The organism is Halorubrum sp. Ib24 (assembly GCF_002252745.1).
Taxonomy (GTDB): domain Archaea; phylum Halobacteriota; class Halobacteria; order Halobacteriales; family Haloferacaceae; genus Halorubrum.
On the sequence record NZ_NHOX01000010.1, the window covers coordinates 21,911 to 41,281 of the forward strand.

Sequence of the window (19,371 nt, forward strand, 5' to 3'; positions counted from 1 at the left end):
GGTTTCGCGAGAAGTGCTCGGTCAGGGATTTGAACCCTGGTCGTCGGCTGACTTCCGAACCGGCGCACCGATGCGCCGCATCCGTCGAAAGGCCAACATGATTGGCCGGACTACACCAACCGAGCGCGATTTCCGCTTGTGCCGCATCCGATTTAACTCTTCTCAACTCCCGTCACCGTGGGACGCCTCGACAGGGGCTTCGTCCCCGGATTCCGCCCCGCCGTCGAGAGCGGTCGGCGCGTTGAGTCCGCTTGACACCGGTGGGGTGGTTGAAACGTTAACGTGCGGGTTGATGCGGCGCGACCCCGTCTGTACTGGTATGCCGAGAGCGACACGCGACGGCGTCGCGATAAATTACGCCGTCGACGGGACGAGCGACGGCGCGACGGTCCTCCTCTTAGAGGGGCTGGGGTACGGTCGCTGGATGTGGCGGTGGCTGACCGAGGACCTCGCGGACGGGTACGAGGTGCTCCGTCCCGACAACCGCGGGACCGGCGACTCCGACGTCCCGGAGGGGCCGTACGCGATCGCCGAGATGGCGGCCGACGCGCGGGCCGTGCTCGACGACCGCGGCGTCGACCGGGTGCACGTCTGCGGCGCCTCGATGGGCGGCATGATCGCGCAGGAGCTCGCGCTGACCGACGAGCGGGTCGCCTCGCTGACCCTGCTTTGCACCTCGCCAGGCGGCGAGGGCGCGGCCGAGACGCCGCCCGAGGTTCAAGATCACATCTTCTCCGCGCCCGAGGACGCGGACCCGCGGGAGCGGATCCGGTACCTGATGGAGCCCGCGGTGAGCGACGGGTTCTACGAGCGCGAGCCGGAGCTCGTCGATCGGATCGTCGACTGGCGGCTGTCGGGCGACGCGACGCCCGCGGGCCGGGAGGCGCAGGCCGCCGCGGTCGCCGCGTTCGACGCGTCCGACCGGCTCGGCGAGCTGTCGGTCCCGACGCTGGTGGTCCACGGCACCGCCGACCGGGTGCTCCCGGTCGAGAACGCGGACCGTCTGGCCGAACTCATCCGGCACGCGACGGTCGAACGGATCGAGGGCGGGCCCCACCTCTTCTTCATCGAGGAGCGGGACGCCGTCGACGACAGGATCCGGTCGTTCCTCGACGGGGTCGCCTGAGATGGCCGGGAACGATCCGCGGAGTGGCGGGGAGGGAGCCGACGACCCCCGGCCGCACCCGCACGGCGACCGGGCGTACGAGTGGGTGGGGTCGCTGTCGGCGCGCCGAGCGCGACTCTCGCCCGACCGCGTCGCCGTCACGGACACGGCCGCGGGCGAGGAGTACACGTACGCCGACCTCGACGAGCGCGCCAACCGCACCGCGCGGTTCCTCCGCGAGGTCGGCGTCGGGAAGGGCGACCGCGTGGCCGTCGTCTCGCGGAATCGCGTGGAGCTGCTCGACCTGTTCTTCGCGACGGCGAAGGTCGGGGCGGTGTTGGCCCCACTCTCCCACCGGCTCGCGGAGCGCGAGCTCGCGGCGGTCCTCGGCGACGTCGACCCCGCGCTCCTCGCGGCCGAGACGCCGTTCGAGGGCGACGTGGTCGACGCCTTGGAGCGCGCCGACGTCGAGCCCCCGGTGCGCGCGATCGCGACCGACGCGGACAACGCGTGGCGCACGCTCGGGGCTGACCTCCCCGACGACGGTTCGCCGGTCGAGACCGCCGCCGTCTCGCTCGCCGACCCGCACCTCTTCCTCCACACCGGCGGTTCGACGGGCACGCCGAAGGAGACGGTGATCAGCCACGGCGCGATCCGCTGGAACGCGTTCAACACGATCACGGCGTGGGGGCTCCGCGAGGACGACGTGACGCCGATGGTGTTCCCGATGTTCCACACCGGTGGGTGGAACGTGCTCACCGTCCCCTTCCTCCAGATGGGGGCGCGGATCCTGTTGAGCCCCGAGGTCGATCCCGGCCGCGTCCTCGCCGACGTCGAGCGCGAACGCGCGACGACGCTCGTCGCGGTCCCCGCGGTCGTCCGGATGATGGCGCGCCACGACGAGTGGGCCGACACCGATCTCTCCTCCCTGCGGTTCGTCAAGAGCGGGGGCGGGCCGTGCCGCGAGAGCGTCATCGACGCGTGGCGCGACCGCGGCGTGGAAATATCGCAGGGGTACGGGCTCACGGAGTGCGGCCCGAACAACTTCGCGATGCCCGACGGCTTCCCGCCGGAGAAGACCGCCAGCGTCGGCGTGCCCGCGCTCGCGGTCGACGCGCGCGTGGTCGACGAGGACGGCCCGGTCCCGGACGGGACCGTCGGCGAGCTTGAATTGGCCGGCCCCGCGGCGGCGGACCGCTACTGGAACGACGACGAGGAGACGGCCGAGACGTTCGGCGACTGGGTCTCGACGGGCGATCTGGCCCGCGTCGACGCGGACGGCTACTACCACATCGAGGGTCGCAAGAAGAACATGTTCGTCTCCGGCGGGGAGAACGTCTACCCGCCGCGAGTCGAGGACGCGCTCACGGATCACCCCGAGATCGAGGAGGCCGTCGTGATCGGGATTCCGAGCGAGGAGTGGGGGACCGTCGGGAAGGCGGTGGTCGTGGGCGACGAGTCGCTGACGCTCGACGACCTGCGCTCGCACCTCGCCTCCCGCGTCGCCGGGTACGCGGTGCCGAAGGGGCTCGCGTTCGTCGAGGAGATGCCGACGTCGGGCCCGTCGAAGATCGACCGGGCGGCGATCGAGGAGCGGTTCGGGGAGTGACGGTCCGACGCGACCGAGCCGAGCGTGCCGGGAACGAGCTGTCGGGCGCTATCCCGCCGTTTTCGGCCGTCTCACGACGTGGCGGGCGTCCCACAGGAACAACCGTTATATATGTGGGAGATAAGGGGAGGCCATGATCGACGTCACGATGGATATGGAGCAGTTCGACTGCCCGTTCATCGACACCTCCGCGGACCACGACGTCGGGTTCTCCGCGATGCATTGGCAGCTCGACACGGCGGCCGAACAGCTGGAGACCCGACTGCTCGTCGAGTCGTCCGACCGCTACGAGCTGAGCGAGGGCCTGCAGAGGCTCCGCGACCACGAGAACATGGCCGAGTACCGCCTGTTCTCGAAGCGGGACGACACCGCGATCATCCGGACGGTCATCGAGGAGACGAACGCGATGTCGACGATCACCGACCACGGCGGCTACATCACGGGCCCGTTCCGGATCGCCGACGGCTCCGAGCAGTGGCAGGTCGGCTTCGACGACGACGAGACCACGGAGGCGGCGCTACACGACTTGGAGAAGGGCAACGAGTTCGTGGTCGAGGACCGCTCGGAGCTGTCGATGGAGTCGCTGTTCGACACCATGCGCAACGCGAACGCGGCCTCCACGATGTTGGAGGCCTGCCGCGACCTCACCGACGTCGAGCGCGAGACCATCGAGACGGCGGCGGACGCCGGCTACTTCGAGTCGCCGCGAGAGGCGACCCTCTCGACGCTCGCCGACGAGTTCGACGTGTCGACGGCGGCGGTCTCGAAGAACATGCGCCGCGGCGAGAAGAAACTGCTCCGTAGCGTCGTGCAGGCGCTCGACCGGATGAACTGAGCCGGGCGACTGCGGTCGACTGAGTCCGTGACTCGCCCGGCCCCTTGATTCTCCGCGTGAGCGAGCGTTTTCGCCTGATCCCTCGCGGTTTCGCCTGATCCCTCGCGGTTTCGCGTCGCTTGTTAACATCTTAACTCGGCCCCTTTTGCCGGTGTGTCTCGTCGGTATGCGTATGCGAGACGTAACCACGCGACGGTCGTATCTTCGACGAACTGGCGCCGCGGTCGGCGGAGTCGGACTCGCAGGACTCGCCGGCTGCTCCGGAAACGGCGGCGACGGGAGCGACGGCGGGAGCGGCGACGGCGGCGACGGCGGCTGCGGCGACGGCGAAGACGGGGGATCCGGCGACGGAGAGGACGGAGGCGACGGCGGAGACCTCTCCGGGGAGACGCTCCGGATCGGGGCGCTGCAGCCGACCTCCGGTGACCTCCAGTACTACGGCCAGATCAGCCTCATGGGGTTCTACTCCGGGCTGGCGTACAAACACGACGTCGATCCGATCGAGGAGCTCACGCCGGGCACCTACACGCTGGAGACGGACGACGGCCCGACCTACGAGATCATCGTCGAGGACACCCAGTTCAGCCCCGACACCGCACAGAACGTCGCGACGAACCTCGTGCTCGACGAGGACGTCGACGTCCTCTTCGGGGGCACGTCCTCGGACAGCGCGCGGCGCCTGATCGACACCGTCGTCGACGAGTCCGAGGTCCCGTACCTCATCGGTCCCGCGGCCGACGCGGGCATCACGGTGAACGAGGAGTTCTGTCACCCGCTGGCGTTCCGCGCGAGCGAGCACACCGCGATGGACGCGCGTGCGGGCGGCACGTACGTCGCCGAGAACTTCGACATCGACACGGTCGCGGTGTTCGCGTCCGACAACGCCTTCGGACAGAGCGTCGCGGAGAACTACACCGCGGTCCTCGAGAGTCAGGGCGTCGAGGTGCTGGAGCCGCGGTTCGTCGAGGTCGGCTACTCCGAGTTCGACGGGCTCTTCGAGGAGGCCGTCTCGAACGGCGCGTCCGGCGTCGTCGGCGGGTTCACGGCGTCGACGCTGCCGCAGTTCCTCACCTCGGCGATCTCGTTCGACGTGCAGGTGTTCGGCGGGTTCGCGGCGCTGCTGACGACCCAGCTCATCGGCGGCACGATCGAGTCGGCGCTCGGCGAGGGCTTCACCGAGCAGGACATCAAGGACGCCGGGCTCGGTCCGTTCACCAGCCGGTACCACTGGAACCAGTACGAGAACCCGATCAACGAGGAGTTCCGACAGATGCACATCGACGCGTACGACATCGTCCCCGACCTGTTCAGCTCGGGGACGTTCACCGCCGCCTCCGCCCTCTCGCAGGCCGTCACGGAGTCCGGGTCGACGGACGGCGCCGACGTCGCGGAGGCGCTGCGCGGGATGACCGTCGCCGACACGCCGAAGGGCGCCGACGGCTACACCTTCCAGGGCCACAACAACCAGGGCGCCTCCCAGATGACCGTCGCCTGGCCGGTCCCCACGAGCGACGAGTTCGCCGAGACGTGGGACGCGCCCATCATGCCCGGCGAGCCGCTCGAACGGCTCGACGCCGAGGACGTCATGGTCCCAGGAGGACGCCAGCTGCCTCGCTGTGATGCTTGCTCCGAAACCGAACGGGCTGACGAAGCGGTTCGGAGATCACGGCGGCGACGTGTCGACTTCGCGCTGGAGTCCGGCGGCTCTGCTCGCCATCGGCCACGAACTGGCGCCGGGGAAGACGACGTTCTTCAACCTCCTCACTGGAGTGTGGAGCCGTCCGACGCGCGATCCGGTTCGCACCGTTCTCCGGAGCCGCGGGGGCGCCAGTCGGCCAGGCCGCGAGGGCGGAGACGGCGGGTCGGCACCCGCGACATAACGGACGCCTCCCTCACGAGACGGCGCTGGCGGGATTCACCGGTCGTACCAGATCACGCAACCGTCTTTCCCGACGCTCACGGGCTGGGAAGAACGGTCCGGATCGCGGCGCAGGCGGCGCGGGGCGGCGACGCTGGAAGCTCTGGCGCACGTTCGGTCGTTCGACGCGCATTACGAGGGAGCCCACCAATCCTCGACCGGATCGATCGATGGAGGGCCCGACGCGTCGCGGAGATCCTTCAGTCACGGCGAGAAACGGGAAGCCTGAGGTCGCGTCTCGCTCGACGGGCGACCGACCTGCTCCTGATCGACGAGCCGACCGCCGGGGTCTACAGCGAGGGGGTCGACGAACGTTGTCGCGCCTTGGATCGAGGACGGTGCGCCGACCACTCCGTGATGCTGATTCGAACACCAACATGGACGTGGTGATGGGCATCTCCGACGCATCGCGGTTGCTCCACCGCGGCGAGCTCATCGCGGACGGCCCGCCGATCGGTCCGGAACGACCCGGCCGTCAAGGAGGCGATATCTCGGCGGACTACGGCGCGAGGGCGACGCCACCGGCGAGGAGCAGAGCGCGGGGCCGACGGGACGGGCTCCGCGCGCGACCGACGGCGGTCGTCGCGTCGACCGGCCGACAGGGCGAGCCCCGCCGGCCGAACGGGGCCGAGCGTCTGGGCGAACGCCGAACCGCGGAGGTGGCGGCCGGTGAGCGTGTTGGAGTTCGAGGGCGTCCACACGTACTACGGCGAGAGCCACATCCTGCAGGGGCTCGACCTGACCGTCGAAGACGACGAGATCGTCGCGCTCGTCGGTCGCAACGGGGTCGGTAAGACGACGACGCTACGGACCGCGCTCGGGCTGACGCCGCCGCGGCGCGGGACGGTCCGATTCAAAGGCGAGGACGTCACCGGCCGCGAGCCCCACGAGATCGCCGGCGGCGGAATGGGGTGGGTGCCGGAGGACCGGCGGGTGTTCGCGCACCTGACCGTCGCGGAGAACCTCCGCGTCGCCGCCCACGCCGCGGCCGACCCGGACGCCCGGATCGGGGAGGCGTACGACCTCTTCCCGGCCCTTGAGCGGTTCGCCGACAAGGAGGCCGGCGACCTCAGCGGCGGCCAACAGCAGATGCTCGCGATCGCCCGCGGGATGCTCGGCGACAACGACCTGCTGCTCGTCGACGAGCCCAGCGAGGGGCTCGCGCCGCAGATCGTGAGCGACGTCGTCGAGGCGCTCCGCGCGGCCTCCGCGGACACGACGATGGTACTCGTCGAGCAGAACTTCCGGCTCGCGATGGACCTGGCCGACCGGTTTTACCTCGTCGACCACGGCGTCGTCGTCGAGGAGGGCGACACCGACGGCGTCACGAGCGAGGACGAGCGCATCCGGAGGTACCTCACCGCATGAGCGCGACCGCGCTCTCCCTCGGCGTCGCGGACCCGGCCCCGCTGCTCGCGACGGGCGGCGCCGCCGACGGGCTCCGGACCGCGGTCCGCGTCCTCGTCGAGGGGCTCGGCAAGGCCGCCGTCTACTTCACCATCGCGGTGGGGCTCACACTCGTGTTCGGGCTGATGGGCGTGCTCAACTTCGCCCACGGCGCCGTCACGATGGTCGGCGCGTACCTCGGCGGGCTCGTGCTCGTTCTGGTCGTCGGCTCCCGGACGGGGACGCTCGCGACGATCGGCGTCTTCTTCGCCGCGATGGCGATCGTCTTCGCCGTCACCACCGCGGCGGGCAGTCTCATCGAGCTGAAGCTGATCCGACCGATCTACGACCGCACGCCGACCTACCAGATCCTGCTGACGTTCGGCGTCTCGCTGATCATCGAGGAGGTCGCGCGGATCGTGTTGACGCTGCGGGGCATCCAGCCGGACCCGCAGTGGCAGGCGCCGATGGGTACCGCGCCGGACGTGCTGCTGGGACGGACCGACTTCCTCGGGATCGCAGTGCGGCGGCTCTACCTGTTCGAGGTGCTGATCGGCGGCGTCGTCCTCGTCGCCGTCTGGTTGTTCCTCACCCGGACGCTGTACGGATTATACATCCGGGCCGGGAGCGAGGACACCGAGATGGTGCAGGCGCTCGGGATCGACGTCCGCCGGGCGTTCACCGTCGTCTTCGGCGTCGGGACGGGCCTCGCCGCGGTCGGCGGGGTCGTGCTGATGTGGGACCCGATCTGGGGGCCGAGCGTCCTGCTGAGCATCGACGTGCTCCTGTACGCGTTCGTCGTCGTGATCATCGGCGGGCTCGGGAGCTTCCGCGGCACCGTCGTCGCCGCGGGGATCGTGGGCATCGCGGACTCGGTGACGACGTGGCTGTTCACGACCGGCGTCGTCACCTTCTCCGGCCTCTCCGAGGTGACGATCTTCTTGCTGTTAGTCGGCATGCTGATCGTCAGGCCGCAGGGCCTCTACGGCGTCGAGGAGGTGGGCGGCCATTAGCGACCCCGACTCCTCCGCCGACGACGCGGGGGCCGACGCCGGGCACGACGACGCGGAAGTCAGCGATGTCGACCGCGCCGTGACCCTCGCCGACTACGCCCGGGACCACGCGGTCCACGCCGCCGTCGTCCTCGTCTTCTTCCTGTACCCGCCGGTCAACGGCGCGCTGGAGTCGTCGCCGCTGGCGGCCGAGACGGCGGCGTTCCTCCCGGGGATCACGTTCATGATCGCCGTGTTGTACATGGGGCTGTTCGCGATGAGCTTCGACTTCGTCAGCGGCTACACGGGCTACCTCTCGTTCGGCCACGCCGCGTTCTACGGCACCGGGGCGTACTTCGTCGTGCTCGCGGCGAACGGGCAGATCCCCGGGATCCCGGGCGGGACGCCGTTCATGATCACGCTGCTGCTCGGCGCGCTGCTCGCGGCGCTGCTGGCGCTGGTCATCGGCTCGGTCTCGTTCCGGCTCACGGGGGTGTACTTCGCGATGATCACGCTCGGGTTCGCGCAGGTGATCTACGAGCTGATCCGCTCGTGGGGGTACGTCTCCACGAACCCCCAAGAGGGGGCGACGATCGGGGGCGACGGGCTCGCGATCGGCGTCCCGTACGTCGACGCGCTGAGCCTCCGGGTCGGACGGCTCACCGGCACCAGCGTCGAGAATCTACTCGGCCTGGGGATCGACGTCTCCGCGACGGTGGTCTCCTACTACGCGCTGGGCGCCGTCGTCTTAGCCTCGTACTTCGCGATGCAGCGGATCCTCCACTCGCCGTTCGGGCGGGTGATGGTCGCCATCCGCGAGAACGAGGAGCGCGCCCGCGCCGTCGGCTATCCGACCTACCGGTTCAAACTGGCCGCGTTCGCGATCAGCGGCTTCTTCGGGGCGGTCGCCGGCGGGATCTTCGCCGCGTACGCCCGGTCGGTGTCGCCGGACAACTCCTACTTCTTCCTCGTCACCGCCGACGCGCTGATCACGACGATCATCGGCGGGTTCGGCACGCTGGCGGGACCGCTGTTCGGCACGGCGTTCCACCAGTGGCTGGAGGACGTGCTCTCGACCGAGAGCGGCGGTCTCGCGACCTACATCCGTGAAGGGGTCCCGGCGACCGTCCTCGAGACCGACGTCTTCGGGCTCAGCGTCGAGCTGTTCGTCAACACCGCTCTGGCCGGACGAGCGCCGCTGTACCTCGGGATCGTTTTCGTGCTCTTCGTGCTGTTCGTCCCCAACGGGATCCTCGGCACGGTGCGCGACCGGCTCGGGGGGACCGTCGGCAAGCGCCTGCCGGAGCGGATACGGAGGTACCGCCGATGACGGTCGGAATCACCGGCCTCGGGACATACGTGCCGCCAGACACGATCACCGGCGCGGAGATCGCCGCGATCAGCGGGATCCCCGAGGAGGTCGTCGTCGAGAAGATGGGCGTGACCGAGAAGCACGTCTGCCCGCGAGACGGGGACCACGCGACGGACATGGCCGAGCAGGCGGCCCGCGAGGCGCTCGCGGACGCCGACGTCGACCCGACCGCGGTCGACCTCCTCCTCTACCACGGCTCGGAGTTCAAAGACCACGTGGTGTGGTCGGCCGCGGCCGCGATAGCCGAGGCGTTGGGCGCCGAGAACGCCTACGCCACCGAGAGCTACACGCTCTGTGCCGGCGCCCCGATAGCGCTCCGGCAGGCGGCCGCTCAGCTCGCGGTCGAGGAGACCGACACCGCGCTGCTCGTCTCGGCGAGCCGGGAGGAGGACCTCGTCGACTACGAGGACGAGGACGCGTCGTTCATGTTCAACTTCGGGAGCGGCGCGAGCGCGTTCGTCGTCGAGGCCGACCCCGGCGACCGCGCCCGCGCGACGGTTCACGAGAGCGCGGCCGAGACGGACGGCTCCTTCGCCGACGACGTCGTGATGCCCGCTGGCGGGTCGAAGCCGCCGCCGAGCGAGGCGACGGTGCGCGAGGGGCTCCACGCGCTGCAGGTCCCCGACCCCGACGGGATGAAGGAGCGACTGGGCCCGGTCTCGCTGCCGGCGTTCCGCTCCGTCGCCGACGAGGCGCTGTCGCGGTCGGGGTTCGAGCGGACCGACCTCGACTTCGTCGCGCTCACGCACATGAAGCGGTCCTTCCACGACATGGTGCTGGAGGAGCTCGGGCTCGACCCCGAGCGGGACGGCTACTACCTCGACGAGTACGGCCACGTCCAGAGCGTCGATCAGGCGCTCGCCGTCGAGGAGGGGCTGGCCGACGGTCGGCTCGCAGACGGCGACCTCGTCTGCTTCCTCGCCGCGGGCACCGGGTACACGTGGGCGGCGACGGTGCTCCGCTGGCACGGGTAGCGGGCCGCTTTGCGTCGGGGCGTCGGTCCGCGCGGTCAGTCGTCCTCGTGGGCCACCGAGAGTATCGTCGCTTCCCCGTCGAGGACGCGCTCCTCGCGCGCGTCCACGAACGCCTCCGTCCGCACCCGCAGTCGGTCGCCGCCGAGGTCCTCGACGACCTCGACGGCGGCCCTGAGCGTCTCGCCCGGACGGACGGGCGCGTTGAACGACAGCTCCTGCTCGAGATAGACGATGTCGCCCGGGAGCGACGCGAGCGCCGCCGAGACCGCCGCGGCCGACAACATTCCGTGCGCGACGCGTCCGCCGAACATCGACTCCGCGGCGTAGGCGTCGTCGAGGTGGATCGGGTTGTCGTCGCCGGAGAGCTCGGCGAACGCGTCGATCGCCTCGTCCGTGACCTGTACCTCGTGGGACGCCGTCTCGCCGACAGTCGCGACTGGCATGACTCAGTATTCTGCGTCCCGGAACCTCAACCCCGGTGTTCACCCTCGAACGTCGACGTGCCGAGCGGCCCGCTCGGCCCGCGACCCGAAATATATAGGGATATATAATTATTATATTATGACTGACAGTTAGGGCTTGCTCGCGGCTTCCATCCGAATTATGACCGCTGAGATGCGACTTGCGTCGTCTATCCGAGACGCGGTAGGAGTATATATTTTGAATAAACTTAAGGGATATCGTGTGCGATCTGTATACATGGAAACGAGGAAGGTGCAGGTCACCGGCGGCTCGACGTACACGGTCTCGATCCCGAAGACGTGGGCGACGGAAAACGGCGTGGAGGCCGGCACCAAGATCGAGTTCTTCCCCGACGGGGACTCGCTGTTCCTCACGCCGCGGTCGGAGGAGGAGCGCACCCGCGGGACGCTCGACGTCACCGACCTCTCGGGGCAGGCGCTCACCCGGGCGGTGACGACGATGTACGTCAGCGGGTTCGACGTGATCGAACTGGAGGGCGCCGAGATTTCCACCGAGCAGCGCTCCGCCATCCGCGAGGCGGTCCAGAGCCTCGTCGGCCTGGAGGTGTTAGAGGAGACGCGCGAGCGGGTCGTCATCCAGGACCTGCTCGACTCCTCGGAGCTGTCGATCCACAACGCCGTCACCCGGATGCGGCTGATATCGCTGTCGATGCTGGAGGACGCGCTCGCCGCGCTCTCCGATCTCGACCACGACCTCGCCCGCGACGTGATCGGCCGCGACGACGACCTCGATCGGCTCTGGCTCGTCGTCTCCCGGATCTTCCGCGCGACGCTTCGCACGCCGAAGGCGGCCGAAGAGCTCGGCCTCCCGCGCGAGGAGTGTTTCGACTACCACTCCAGCGCCCGCCAGCTGGAGCGGATCGGCGACCACGCGACGAAGATCGGCCACCTGACGCTCAGCATCGACGAGCCGCTCCCCGACGAGGTCGTCGAGGCGGTCAACGACCTCCACGGCGACGCGGTCGAGGTGATCGACACCGCGATGGACGCGCTGTTCGCCGACGACAGCGACGAGGCGACGCGGCTGGCGAACGACGCTCGCACGGGCGTCAGGGCGATCGACGAGCGGGTGCGCGCGATCGACGAACTCCTCCGCGACCTGGACCCGGCCCGCGCGCAGCTGCTCGGCCTCGTCGTCGACTCCGTGCTCCGGTCGGCCGACTACGGCGGCAACATCGCGGAGACGGCTCTCCAGAAGGCCGCGCCGACCCCGTGAGCCCCGAGGGAGACGACACGGGTCGGCTCCCCTCCCGACGCACCGTCGCCGTCGCCGTCGCGGTGATCGCGCTGGGTGCGGCGGTTCTCGCGACCGGTGCCGGGCTCTACTTCGCGGTCGGCGCGGGCCCGGAGGAGGCGGCGGTGAACGCGGTCGAGTCCTCGTCGGCCGTCACCGTCGAGCGGCTCGACGGGCTGACGGTCGTTCGGAGCGGGCCGGTGACCGCGGAGACGGTCGGACTCGCCTACTATCCCGGCGCGCGCGTGAACCCGGAGAGTTACGTCCCGACCGCCGCGGCGACGGTCGCGGGGCGAGACGTCGCCGTCGTGATCGTCGACGTGCCGCTGAACCTCGCGGTGCTCGGACCGAACCGGGCCGACGACGCGCGGGCGGCGCTCCCGGCGGTCGAGTCGTGGTACGTCGGCGGCCACTCGCTCGGCGGCGCGATGGCCTGTCGGTACGCGGCGGCCAACGCCGTCGACCTCGACGGGCTCGTCCTCCACGCCGCCTACTGCGACAGCGACGTCTCAGAGAGCGGGCTGCGGGTCCTCTCGGTGCTCGGGGGCGCCGACGGGGTGATCGACGCGGACCGCGAGCGCGAGAGCCGGTCGAACCTGCCCGACGACGCCCGGGTGATCGAGCTCGACGGGGTCAATCACGCCGGGTTCGGCGCCTACGGGCCGCAGCGGGGAGACGAGTGGGTATCGACCGACCCGGCGGCCGCGCGTGATCGGGTCGGGACGCTCACCGGTCGGTGGCTCGTGGAGGCCCCCGTCGAGCGGCGGATCGGTGAGCGGGTTTTTTCAGCGTCGCCGCCGGACGATTCGGTATGCCAGAGATAGAGCTCGGCGTGCCGCGAGGGGTCGTCGAGTCGCTCCCCGAGGAGGACGAGACCGCCGAACAGGACATGCGTCGCGCCATCGCCGGCATTCAGTCGCGGATCAACGAGGAGATCGAGGGCGCCGAGCCCGCGGAGGCGGCCGAGGTCGTCGCCGACGCGGTCGAGCGAATGGAGACGCAGGCGAGCACGTACCACGAGTTCGTCCCGGAACTGCGCGCGTGGGGGCAGTCCCCGATCTACGCCATCGCATGGCGGAACCTCTACGTGGAACTGATCGGACAGCTGTACGAACACGAGTGGCTCGGCGACGAGCTGGGTCGCGAGCGGAATTTCCGGCTCGTCGAGGACGGGATCCGGCTCTCGGACCTGTAGTCCCCTTCCGAACGCGGTCCCGCCGGGCGAACCGGCCGGTCAGGCCTCGAGCAGCGACGCCGCCCGCTCGCCGACGGCGATCGCGGGCGCGTTGGTGTTGCCGCTCGGAATCGTCGGCATCACCGACGTGTCGGCGACCCGGACGCCGTCCACGCCGTGCACACGGAGCCGATCGTCGTCGACCGCCGACTCGTCGTCCCCCATCCGACACGTCCCGACCGGGTGGTACACCGTGTGAGCGGTCTCGCGCACGTGTTCCTCGATCTCCGCGTCTGTCTCGACGTCCTCGCCCGGCCAGACCTCCGCGCCGCGATACGGGTCGAGGGCGTCGGCCCGAGCGATCTCACGGGCCCGCTTGACGCCCTCGCGGAGGACCTCGAGGTCCGGCTCGGCCGAGAGGTACCGCGGATCGACGACGGGGTCATCGGTGGGATCGGCGGAGGCGAGCTCGACCCGCCCCCGGCTCTCGGGCCGCACTTGCGTCGCGCCGATCGAGAACCCGAGCCCGTCGGGGTTGTCGAAGCCGTGGTTCATGTAGTACGTCGGACAGAAGTGGAACTGGAGGTCCGGCGCCGGCTCGTCGTCGTCGACGTAGGTGTACCCGGCGCCCTCCCCGATGTTCGACGTCGGCGCCGGCGGCTCGTCGTCGGTCCGATCGTACACGACGAAGCTGAACAGGTGGTCCTGGAGGTTCCGGCCGACGCCCGGTCGGTCGGCGACCACGTCGACGTCGTGGTCGCGGAGGTGCTCTGCCGGCCCCACGCCGGAGCACATCAGTAGCTGCGGCGTGTCGTACGCCCCCGCGCTGAGCACCACCTCCTCCGAGACGTCGACCTCGTGCGTCTCGCCGTCGCGTCGGTAGTCGACGCCCTCGGCGCGGGTCGCGTCGTCGAACCGGATACCGGTGACGTGTGCGCGGGTCTCGACGGTCAGCCCGGCGCGGTCCAGTACCGGTTTGATGAACGCCGCGGCGCTGCTGCACCGCTTCCCGTCCCGCTGCGTCACGTGGTACAGTCCCGCACCGGTCTGCCGTCGCCCGTTGATGTCGGCGTTCCGCTCGATGCCGCACTCCTCGGCCGCGTCTACGAACGCCTCGGAGGCCGGGTGCGGGTCGGACAGGTCGTCGACGGTCAGCGGTCCCCCCGTCCCGTGGAACTCCTCGTCTCCGGTGCCGACGAAGTCCTCGCTCCGTTTGAACGCGTCGAGCATCTCGTCGTGGCTCCAGCCGTCGTTCCCCATCGACGCCCAGTTGTCGTAGTCCCAGGGAACGCCCCGGTTGTAGATCATCGCGTTCAGCGAGCTCGACCCCCCGAGGGTCTTCCCGCGGGGATGGTACAGCCGGCGGTCGTTCATCTCCGGCTGCGGCTCCGTGTAGTACTCCCAGTCGGCCTCGGACTTGAACAGCTCCGGAAAGCGGACCGGTGTGTTGATCCGCTCCTCGTGGTTCTCGTCGGGTGCCCCCGCTTCGAGTAAAATCACGTCGTTCCCCCGCTCAACTAGCCGCCGCGCGACCACGCAGCCCGCCGACCCGGCGCCGACGACCGCGTAATCGTACGCCTTGCTTGACATTTCCGAGTGATCGGACGGACCGGTGGAACCTAAAGCTATGGTACCACATCGCACGAGCGGTGTGGTTCCTCCCCGCTTCTCGGGACCGTTTTATGTCGGTCCGGACCGATTACGCGCATATGGAACTGGAACTGCGGTTCTTCGCGACGTTTCGCGAGGCCGCCGGCGGGAAAATCGTCGAGGCGGAGTTCGCCGACGGGTCGAGTGTCGGAGACGTGTTGCGGGAGCTAGAAGCGGAGTACGAGGGGATGAACGGTCGCCTGGTCGTCGACGGCGGCCTCGCGCCCCAGATCAACGTGCTCAAGAACGGCCGCGAGGTGCTTCACCTCGACGGGCTGGAGACGGCGTTGGAGGACGGCGACCGGCTCTCGGTGTTCCCGCCGGTCGCGGGCGGCGCATGACCCCCGACGGCGAGGCGAGCGGCGGGACCGAGCCCGTCGACGGTCCCCCGCCCGCGGAGGAGGGCTGGGAGCGCGAGACGGTCGCGTACCGCGGGATTTCCCGGCGGCTCGCGGCCCACTACCTCGTCAACCTCGGCGGGACGCTCGTGGGCACGGACGACCCGGCCGAGGCGACCCGCGTGGACGGCGACGGGTGGCGCGTCGCGCTCAGCGCCGAGACGGTGACGGCCGCGGCTGCGATTCGACTCACCGAAGTGACCGCCGAGTTCGTCGGCGACCCGGACGCGCTGGCCGAGCTCCTCCCGAAGTACCGTCAGAAGGCGATGCGGGCCGGAGGCTGATGGCCGGCGACGAGGAGTCACCCGGGACGGGGTCGACGTCGCCGAACGGCGACTACCCGATCGACGGGACCGCGCTGGTCAAGACGGCGGCGCTCGCCAGCGTCCCCGCCGAGCGGCTCCCCTCCCTCCTCGCCCGCGTGCAGGCGGACCTGAGCCCGCGGATCGATGAGTACAGGCGGCGGTACGAGCGCATCGCGACCGAGCCTGACCGCGAGACGTTCCTCGTGGAGCCCGACCACTGGGAGAGCGTGGGGGAGCGGCTGGGACTCACTGACCGCGAGCGCGACGCCGTCGCCCGCGCCCACGAGACGGCTGTCGAGCGGGCGGGCTCGGGTCGGACGCGGCGCGAGGAGTACGAGACCGCGCTGGAGATCCGGTCTGGCGTGGTGATCGGGACCGCGACCGACGACGACTGACCGCGATCGACCGCGACGACGACTGACCGCGATCGACCGCGACGACGACTGACCGCGACCGACGCCTTTTCGACGCCCCCGCGTGGACGTGCCGCCATGCGACTCGCACGCCTGCTCACGCCGGACGGACCGGTCTCCGGACGCTACGAGGACGGGACGATCGTCGACGACGACGGCCGCTACGAGGTCGGTCGCGACGGGCGGCTCCTCCCGCCCTGCGACCCGAGCGCGCTCTACTGCGTCGGGCGGAACTACGTCGAGACACTCGATCAGATGGAGTACGAGCGCCCCGAGGAGCCCGACTTCTTCATCAAACCGCCGGCGAGCCTGCTCGCGCACGGCGAGTCGACCGCGTACCCCGAGTGGACCGACGAGCTGACGTACGCCGGCGAGCTGGTCGCCGTCATCGACGAGCGCTGCCGGGATGTCGCCCCCGAGGACGTTCCCGAGGTCGTCCGCGGCTACACGGTGATGAACGACGTCGACGCGCTCGACCAGCAGGGGCGGACCGCGCGGAAGGCGTTCGACGGCTCAGCGCCCCTCGGCCCGTGGATCGAGACCGACGTCGACCCGACGAGCCTCGACATCTCGACGACGGTCGGCGGGGAGCAGCGTCAGGACGCGAACACCGAGCTGATGCTGTTCGGTCCCCACGAGATCGTCTCGTACCTCTCGGAGCGGTTCACCTTCGAGCCCGGCGACTGCGTCGCCTTCGGGAGCCCGGCGAACCCCGGGCTCGTCGAACCGGGCGAGCGCGTCGAGATCACCTACGAGGGCGTCGGGACGCTGTCGAACCGAGTCGTCGACGTGTCGTGACTGACGGCTTATTTTAATAAGCGTGCGGTGGCGCGTGCTTTTTGAGCGGCCGGAGGCCGCGAGGAGCGAGGGACCGAAGGTCCCTCTGACAGCCGGCGGCGTAGCCGCCGGCGAGAGCGCTCGCGAGGGAGTCGCTGGCTCCCGAAGCGAAGCGGAGGGTGCCAGCGGCGAGGCTGGGGAGGCGTGAGGCTGCGGTTGCGGTGCGGGGCGCGCCTCACGGCTGGAGCTTTGTTTGCCTTCACCGTCGACGCGTGTTCGATTATTTATAAGCGAGCCGCCGGAGGGTCGGAGGGGTTCGTCGTGCCAACGACGGCAACGACATATACACAGACTACGATCGACCCGGGAAAAAGACGGCCAGCGAAATTCGATTAGTTCGGATTCTTCAGCGGCTGCCGCTCCCCGTACGTCAGCGTCCGCCAGACCCACTCCACGGGGCCGTATCGGTAGTAGTTGAGCCACGCCACCGACAGCACCACCTGCACGACCCAGATGGCGAGGACGATCCCGTACTGTTCGACGCGGTTCACGGAGCCGAACAGGCCGAGGCCGTGGCCGTAGAAGATCGAGGTCGCGAGCACTGTCTGGAGGAGGTAGTTGGTGAACGCGGTCCGTCCGACCGCGGCGAAGGTCCTCGTCACCGGACCGTCGGGCCGCCGCTTCGCGTACAGCATGACGAGCCCGACGTACCCCCCGGCGACGAGGAGGCTCCCCCAGTAGTTGAACTGACGCCAGTACAGCGCCGCGCCCGCGCTCCAGTCGTTCGCCTCGATGTAGGCGACGCTGGCGACGACGACCGCGACGCCGACGACCCCGCCGGCGACGAGCCGCTTATAAAACCGCGCCGAGCGCTCGCCGGTGAGCACGCCCCAGCGGTACAGCGCCATTCCGAGCAGCATCACGCCGCCGACGCGCCAGAAGCTGGACCCGATGAAGCCGGACGTCTGTCGCTGGAAGGAGGCGGAGACGCGGTGGTCCATCTGTTCGAGCCAGCCGCTCCGGTAGGTCGCCACCTCCTGGCGCAGGGCGGCCTCGCTCGGCGCCCACTGAGACGCGATCGCGTCGCCGCCGATGCTGACCGCGGCGAACAGCTCCGTGACGGGAACGAACAGCAGGAAGAGCCCGCCGAGCGCCGCCAGCCGTTTCGCGTCCATGTCGCGGACCGTGATCAGGAACAGCCCGGTGAAGCCGTAGGCGACGAGGATGTCGCCGTACCACAGCAGGTACGCGTGCGCGAGTCCGACCGCGATGAGCACCGCGGTCCGCCGGTAGTGGAGCCGGACCGCGTCCTGTCCCTTCTCCTCTTTGCTCCCGACGAACAGCAGGACTCCGGCGCCGAACAGCGCCGAGAACAGCGTGATGAGCTTCGACTGCGCGAACACGTGGCCGGCGAACCACGCCCAGTAGTTCGCGCCTGTGAAGTCGCCGTAGACGGTGGAATCGGCGTACACGGTGGGGTTCAACAGCGACGCCTCCGGCATCGCGAACACCCAGACGTTGATGAGCAGGATTCCGAGCAGGGCGAACCCTCTGAGCGCGTCGAGGCTGACGATGCGTTCGGAGGGCGGGGTCGGGCCGGCGTCGCGTGTCACGGATTGCTTCCGAGGAGGAACCGGAGGACCGAATAGGTTCGGATAGCGGGAGCCGGAGACGGCGGGGACTCGGGCCGAGGGCGGGACCGGGCCGGCCTCAGTCCAGCCGGACGGCCTCGCCGCGCTCCGAGGATCGGTAGATGGCGTCGATGACGCGCTGGACGGAGAGCGCCTCGTCGATCGTGTTGATCGCGGGCGCCTCGCCCGCGGCGACCGCTTCGAGGAACGCCGCCTGCTCGGCCCCGTGGCTGTCGCCCTCGCGGGTCTCGACCTCGGTGTCGGAGAAGTGGTGGCTGTCGCCGTCGAAGGAGCGCGCCTCGTGGATCGTGAGCTCGTCGCTGCCGCGGTCGAACGTCGCGCCCGCCTCCGTCCCGCGGATCACGAACTCATCGTTCGTCGGTCGGTTCGTCGCCCACGCGACCTCCAGCGACACCGTGTTGCCGTCGGCATCGCGGATGAACGCCGACGCCGAGTCCTCGACGTCGAACCCCTCGGCGCCGTTGTCGTCGCCCCACATGTGGACGAACGCGTAGTCGTCGCGGCTCCCGAACTCGGAGCGCGTCTCGCCCGACACCTCGACGACCTCCGGGTGGTCGAGGAAGTACAGCGCCAGGTCGACGGCGTGGACGCCGAGGTCGATGAGCGCGCCGCCCCCGGCGACGTCGCCCGACGTGAACCACGAGCCGCGGCCGGGGACTCCCCGGCGGCGGACGTAGTTCGCCTCGACGTGGGTCGTCTCGCCGAACCGCCCCTCGTCCTGGTAGCCTTTGATCACCTGGACGGGCTCCGCGAACCGGTTGTTGAACCCGACCATGCAGAACCCCTCGGCGTCGCGGGCGGCCGCGGCGATGCGCTCGGCGCTCTCGACCGTGTGTGCGAGCGGCTTCTCCAAGAGCACGTCGAGGCCGGCCTTCAGCGCCGAGACGGCGTACTCCTCGTGGAAGCGGTTCGGCGTCGTGATCAGGACGGCGTCGCAGTCCTCGTACAGGTCCGTCTCGCTCTCGTACGCGTGGACGTCGAACTCCTCGTGGAACCGCCGCCGGGCGTCGGCGTCGATGTCCATGCCGCCGACGAGGTTCGCGCCGCGCTCCGTCAGCTTCGTCGCGTGGTGCTTCCCGATCCCGCCGAGGCCGA

18 protein-coding genes, 1 tRNA gene and 1 pseudogene are annotated in these 19,371 nt (G+C 69.9%); 15 read left to right on the forward strand and 5 right to left on the reverse strand.

Annotation, left to right across the window (positions count from 1 at the left end):
- Nucleotides 1-14 precede the first annotated feature (14 nt).
- Nucleotides 15-125: transfer RNA gene (locus DJ82_RS02310), tRNA-Glu, on the reverse strand.
- Nucleotides 126-319: 194 nt separating this feature from the next.
- Between DJ82_RS02310 and DJ82_RS02315 the strand changes: the two genes are divergently transcribed.
- From DJ82_RS02315 to DJ82_RS02350, 8 genes and pseudogenes are all read left to right on the forward strand, one after another.
- Nucleotides 320-1,126: an alpha/beta fold hydrolase gene (locus DJ82_RS02315; RefSeq protein WP_094526461.1), complete on the forward strand. Its 807-nt coding sequence runs from the start codon at nucleotides 320-322 to the stop codon at nucleotides 1,124-1,126.
- Nucleotide 1,127: 1 nt separating this feature from the next.
- Complete coding sequence (locus tag DJ82_RS02320) at nucleotides 1,128-2,714, forward strand: AMP-binding protein (RefSeq protein ID WP_094580971.1); 1,587 nt, start codon at nucleotides 1,128-1,130, stop codon at nucleotides 2,712-2,714.
- A 133-nt stretch (nucleotides 2,715-2,847) separates the two neighbouring features.
- A complete protein-coding gene (locus DJ82_RS02325; RefSeq protein WP_094524151.1) occupies nucleotides 2,848-3,549 on the forward strand; it encodes a helix-turn-helix domain-containing protein in 702 nt (233 codons plus the stop codon).
- A 172-nt stretch (nucleotides 3,550-3,721) separates the two neighbouring features.
- Nucleotides 3,722-5,159: pseudogene (locus DJ82_RS02330) on the forward strand (ABC transporter substrate-binding protein); the annotation flags it as partial.
- 977 nt (nucleotides 5,160-6,136) lie between these two features.
- Complete coding sequence (locus DJ82_RS02335; protein ID WP_094524148.1) at nucleotides 6,137-6,835, forward strand: ABC transporter ATP-binding protein; 699 nt, start codon at nucleotides 6,137-6,139, stop codon at nucleotides 6,833-6,835.
- Nucleotides 6,832-7,866 (forward strand): branched-chain amino acid ABC transporter permease, encoded by a 1,035-nt coding sequence (locus DJ82_RS02340; RefSeq protein WP_094580972.1) that lies wholly within the window; start codon nucleotides 6,832-6,834, stop codon nucleotides 7,864-7,866. Before DJ82_RS02335 ends, DJ82_RS02340 begins: the two co-directional genes overlap by 4 nt.
- Nucleotides 7,867-7,945: 79 nt before the next feature.
- Complete coding sequence (locus tag DJ82_RS02345) at nucleotides 7,946-9,175, forward strand: branched-chain amino acid ABC transporter permease (RefSeq protein ID WP_094524146.1); 1,230 nt, start codon at nucleotides 7,946-7,948, stop codon at nucleotides 9,173-9,175.
- Complete coding sequence (locus tag DJ82_RS02350; protein ID WP_094580973.1) at nucleotides 9,172-10,191, forward strand: 3-oxoacyl-ACP synthase; 1,020 nt, start codon at nucleotides 9,172-9,174, stop codon at nucleotides 10,189-10,191. Before DJ82_RS02345 ends, DJ82_RS02350 begins: the two co-directional genes overlap by 4 nt.
- A gap of 35 nt (nucleotides 10,192-10,226) precedes the next feature.
- Here DJ82_RS02350 and DJ82_RS02355 read toward each other — a convergent pair whose 3' ends face one another.
- Entirely contained in the window at nucleotides 10,227-10,634 is a 408-nt protein-coding gene (locus DJ82_RS02355; RefSeq protein WP_094526456.1) for a MaoC/PaaZ C-terminal domain-containing protein, read from the reverse strand.
- A 256-nt stretch (nucleotides 10,635-10,890) separates the two neighbouring features.
- Between DJ82_RS02355 and DJ82_RS02360 the strand changes: the two genes are divergently transcribed.
- Genes DJ82_RS02360 through DJ82_RS02370 form a run of 3 tightly spaced genes read left to right on the forward strand, consistent with a single transcriptional unit; the run spans nucleotide 10,891 to nucleotide 13,102 of the window.
- Entirely contained in the window at nucleotides 10,891-11,889 is a 999-nt protein-coding gene (locus DJ82_RS02360; RefSeq protein WP_094558009.1) for a phosphate uptake regulator PhoU, read from the forward strand.
- On the forward strand, nucleotides 11,886-12,731 hold the full coding sequence (locus tag DJ82_RS02365; protein WP_198947999.1) for an alpha/beta hydrolase: 846 nt from the start codon (nucleotides 11,886-11,888) through the stop codon (nucleotides 12,729-12,731). Before DJ82_RS02360 ends, DJ82_RS02365 begins: the two co-directional genes overlap by 4 nt.
- Nucleotides 12,719-13,102, forward strand: coding sequence for a hypothetical protein (locus DJ82_RS02370; RefSeq protein ID WP_094558008.1), 384 nt, complete (start codon nucleotides 12,719-12,721; stop codon nucleotides 13,100-13,102). Before DJ82_RS02365 ends, DJ82_RS02370 begins: the two co-directional genes overlap by 13 nt.
- 39 nt (nucleotides 13,103-13,141) lie before the next feature.
- On the opposite strand, the gene DJ82_RS02375 is transcribed toward DJ82_RS02370, so the two are convergent.
- The gene (locus tag DJ82_RS02375; RefSeq protein ID WP_094580974.1) at nucleotides 13,142-14,671 is read right to left on the reverse strand and encodes a GMC family oxidoreductase; all 1,530 of its coding nucleotides are present in this window, start codon (nucleotides 14,669-14,671) and stop codon (nucleotides 13,142-13,144) included.
- Nucleotides 14,672-14,790: 119 nt separating this feature from the next.
- Here DJ82_RS02375 and DJ82_RS02380 point away from each other — a divergent pair, with 119 nt between their 5' ends.
- The 4 genes from DJ82_RS02380 (at nucleotide 14,791) to DJ82_RS02395 (ending at nucleotide 16,645) form a co-directional block, all read left to right on the forward strand.
- A complete protein-coding gene (locus tag DJ82_RS02380) occupies nucleotides 14,791-15,072 on the forward strand; it encodes a ubiquitin-like small modifier protein 1 (protein WP_094524140.1) in 282 nt (93 codons plus the stop codon).
- Nucleotides 15,069-15,413: a hypothetical protein gene (locus DJ82_RS02385; RefSeq protein ID WP_094524139.1), complete on the forward strand. Its 345-nt coding sequence runs from the start codon at nucleotides 15,069-15,071 to the stop codon at nucleotides 15,411-15,413. The genes DJ82_RS02380 and DJ82_RS02385 overlap by 4 nt, the downstream gene beginning before the upstream one ends.
- Nucleotides 15,413-15,829 (forward strand): hypothetical protein, encoded by a 417-nt coding sequence (locus DJ82_RS02390; RefSeq protein ID WP_094524138.1) that lies wholly within the window; start codon nucleotides 15,413-15,415, stop codon nucleotides 15,827-15,829. Before DJ82_RS02385 ends, DJ82_RS02390 begins: the two co-directional genes overlap by 1 nt.
- A gap of 96 nt (nucleotides 15,830-15,925) precedes the next feature.
- Nucleotides 15,926-16,645 carry a fumarylacetoacetate hydrolase family protein gene (locus DJ82_RS02395; protein WP_094580975.1) on the forward strand — a complete coding sequence of 240 codons (720 nt, stop codon included), beginning with the start codon at nucleotides 15,926-15,928 and terminating at the stop codon, nucleotides 16,643-16,645.
- Nucleotides 16,646-17,016: 371 nt separating this feature from the next.
- On the opposite strand, the gene DJ82_RS02400 is transcribed toward DJ82_RS02395, so the two are convergent.
- Nucleotides 17,017-18,237: a DUF418 domain-containing protein gene (locus DJ82_RS02400; RefSeq protein ID WP_094580976.1), complete on the reverse strand. Its 1,221-nt coding sequence runs from the start codon at nucleotides 18,235-18,237 to the stop codon at nucleotides 17,017-17,019.
- A 97-nt stretch (nucleotides 18,238-18,334) separates the two neighbouring features.
- Nucleotides 18,335-19,371: Gfo/Idh/MocA family protein (locus DJ82_RS02405; protein ID WP_094580977.1), on the reverse strand; the 1,037-nt coding region annotated here is incomplete at its 5' end.

Coding starts and splice junctions, on each gene's coding strand:
- DJ82_RS02380 (WP_094524140.1), top strand. CDS start 14,791: ATGGAACTGGAACTGCGGTTCTTCGCGACGTTTCGCGAGGCCGCCGGC.
- DJ82_RS02375 (WP_094580974.1), bottom strand. CDS start 14,671: ATGTCAAGCAAGGCGTACGATTACGCGGTCGTCGGCGCCGGGTCGGCG.
- DJ82_RS02395 (WP_094580975.1), top strand. CDS start 15,926: ATGCGACTCGCACGCCTGCTCACGCCGGACGGACCGGTCTCCGGACGC.
- DJ82_RS02350 (WP_094580973.1), top strand. CDS start 9,172: ATGACGGTCGGAATCACCGGCCTCGGGACATACGTGCCGCCAGACACG.
- DJ82_RS02355 (WP_094526456.1), bottom strand. CDS start 10,634: ATGCCAGTCGCGACTGTCGGCGAGACGGCGTCCCACGAGGTACAGGTC.
- DJ82_RS02320 (WP_094580971.1), top strand. CDS start 1,128: ATGGCCGGGAACGATCCGCGGAGTGGCGGGGAGGGAGCCGACGACCCC.
- DJ82_RS02385 (WP_094524139.1), top strand. CDS start 15,069: ATGACCCCCGACGGCGAGGCGAGCGGCGGGACCGAGCCCGTCGACGGT.
- DJ82_RS02390 (WP_094524138.1), top strand. CDS start 15,413: ATGGCCGGCGACGAGGAGTCACCCGGGACGGGGTCGACGTCGCCGAAC.
- DJ82_RS02340 (WP_094580972.1), top strand. CDS start 6,832: ATGAGCGCGACCGCGCTCTCCCTCGGCGTCGCGGACCCGGCCCCGCTG.
- DJ82_RS02360 (WP_094558009.1), top strand. CDS start 10,891: ATGGAAACGAGGAAGGTGCAGGTCACCGGCGGCTCGACGTACACGGTC.
- DJ82_RS02325 (WP_094524151.1), top strand. CDS start 2,848: ATGATCGACGTCACGATGGATATGGAGCAGTTCGACTGCCCGTTCATC.
- DJ82_RS02370 (WP_094558008.1), top strand. CDS start 12,719: ATGCCAGAGATAGAGCTCGGCGTGCCGCGAGGGGTCGTCGAGTCGCTC.
- DJ82_RS02315 (WP_094526461.1), top strand. CDS start 320: ATGCCGAGAGCGACACGCGACGGCGTCGCGATAAATTACGCCGTCGAC.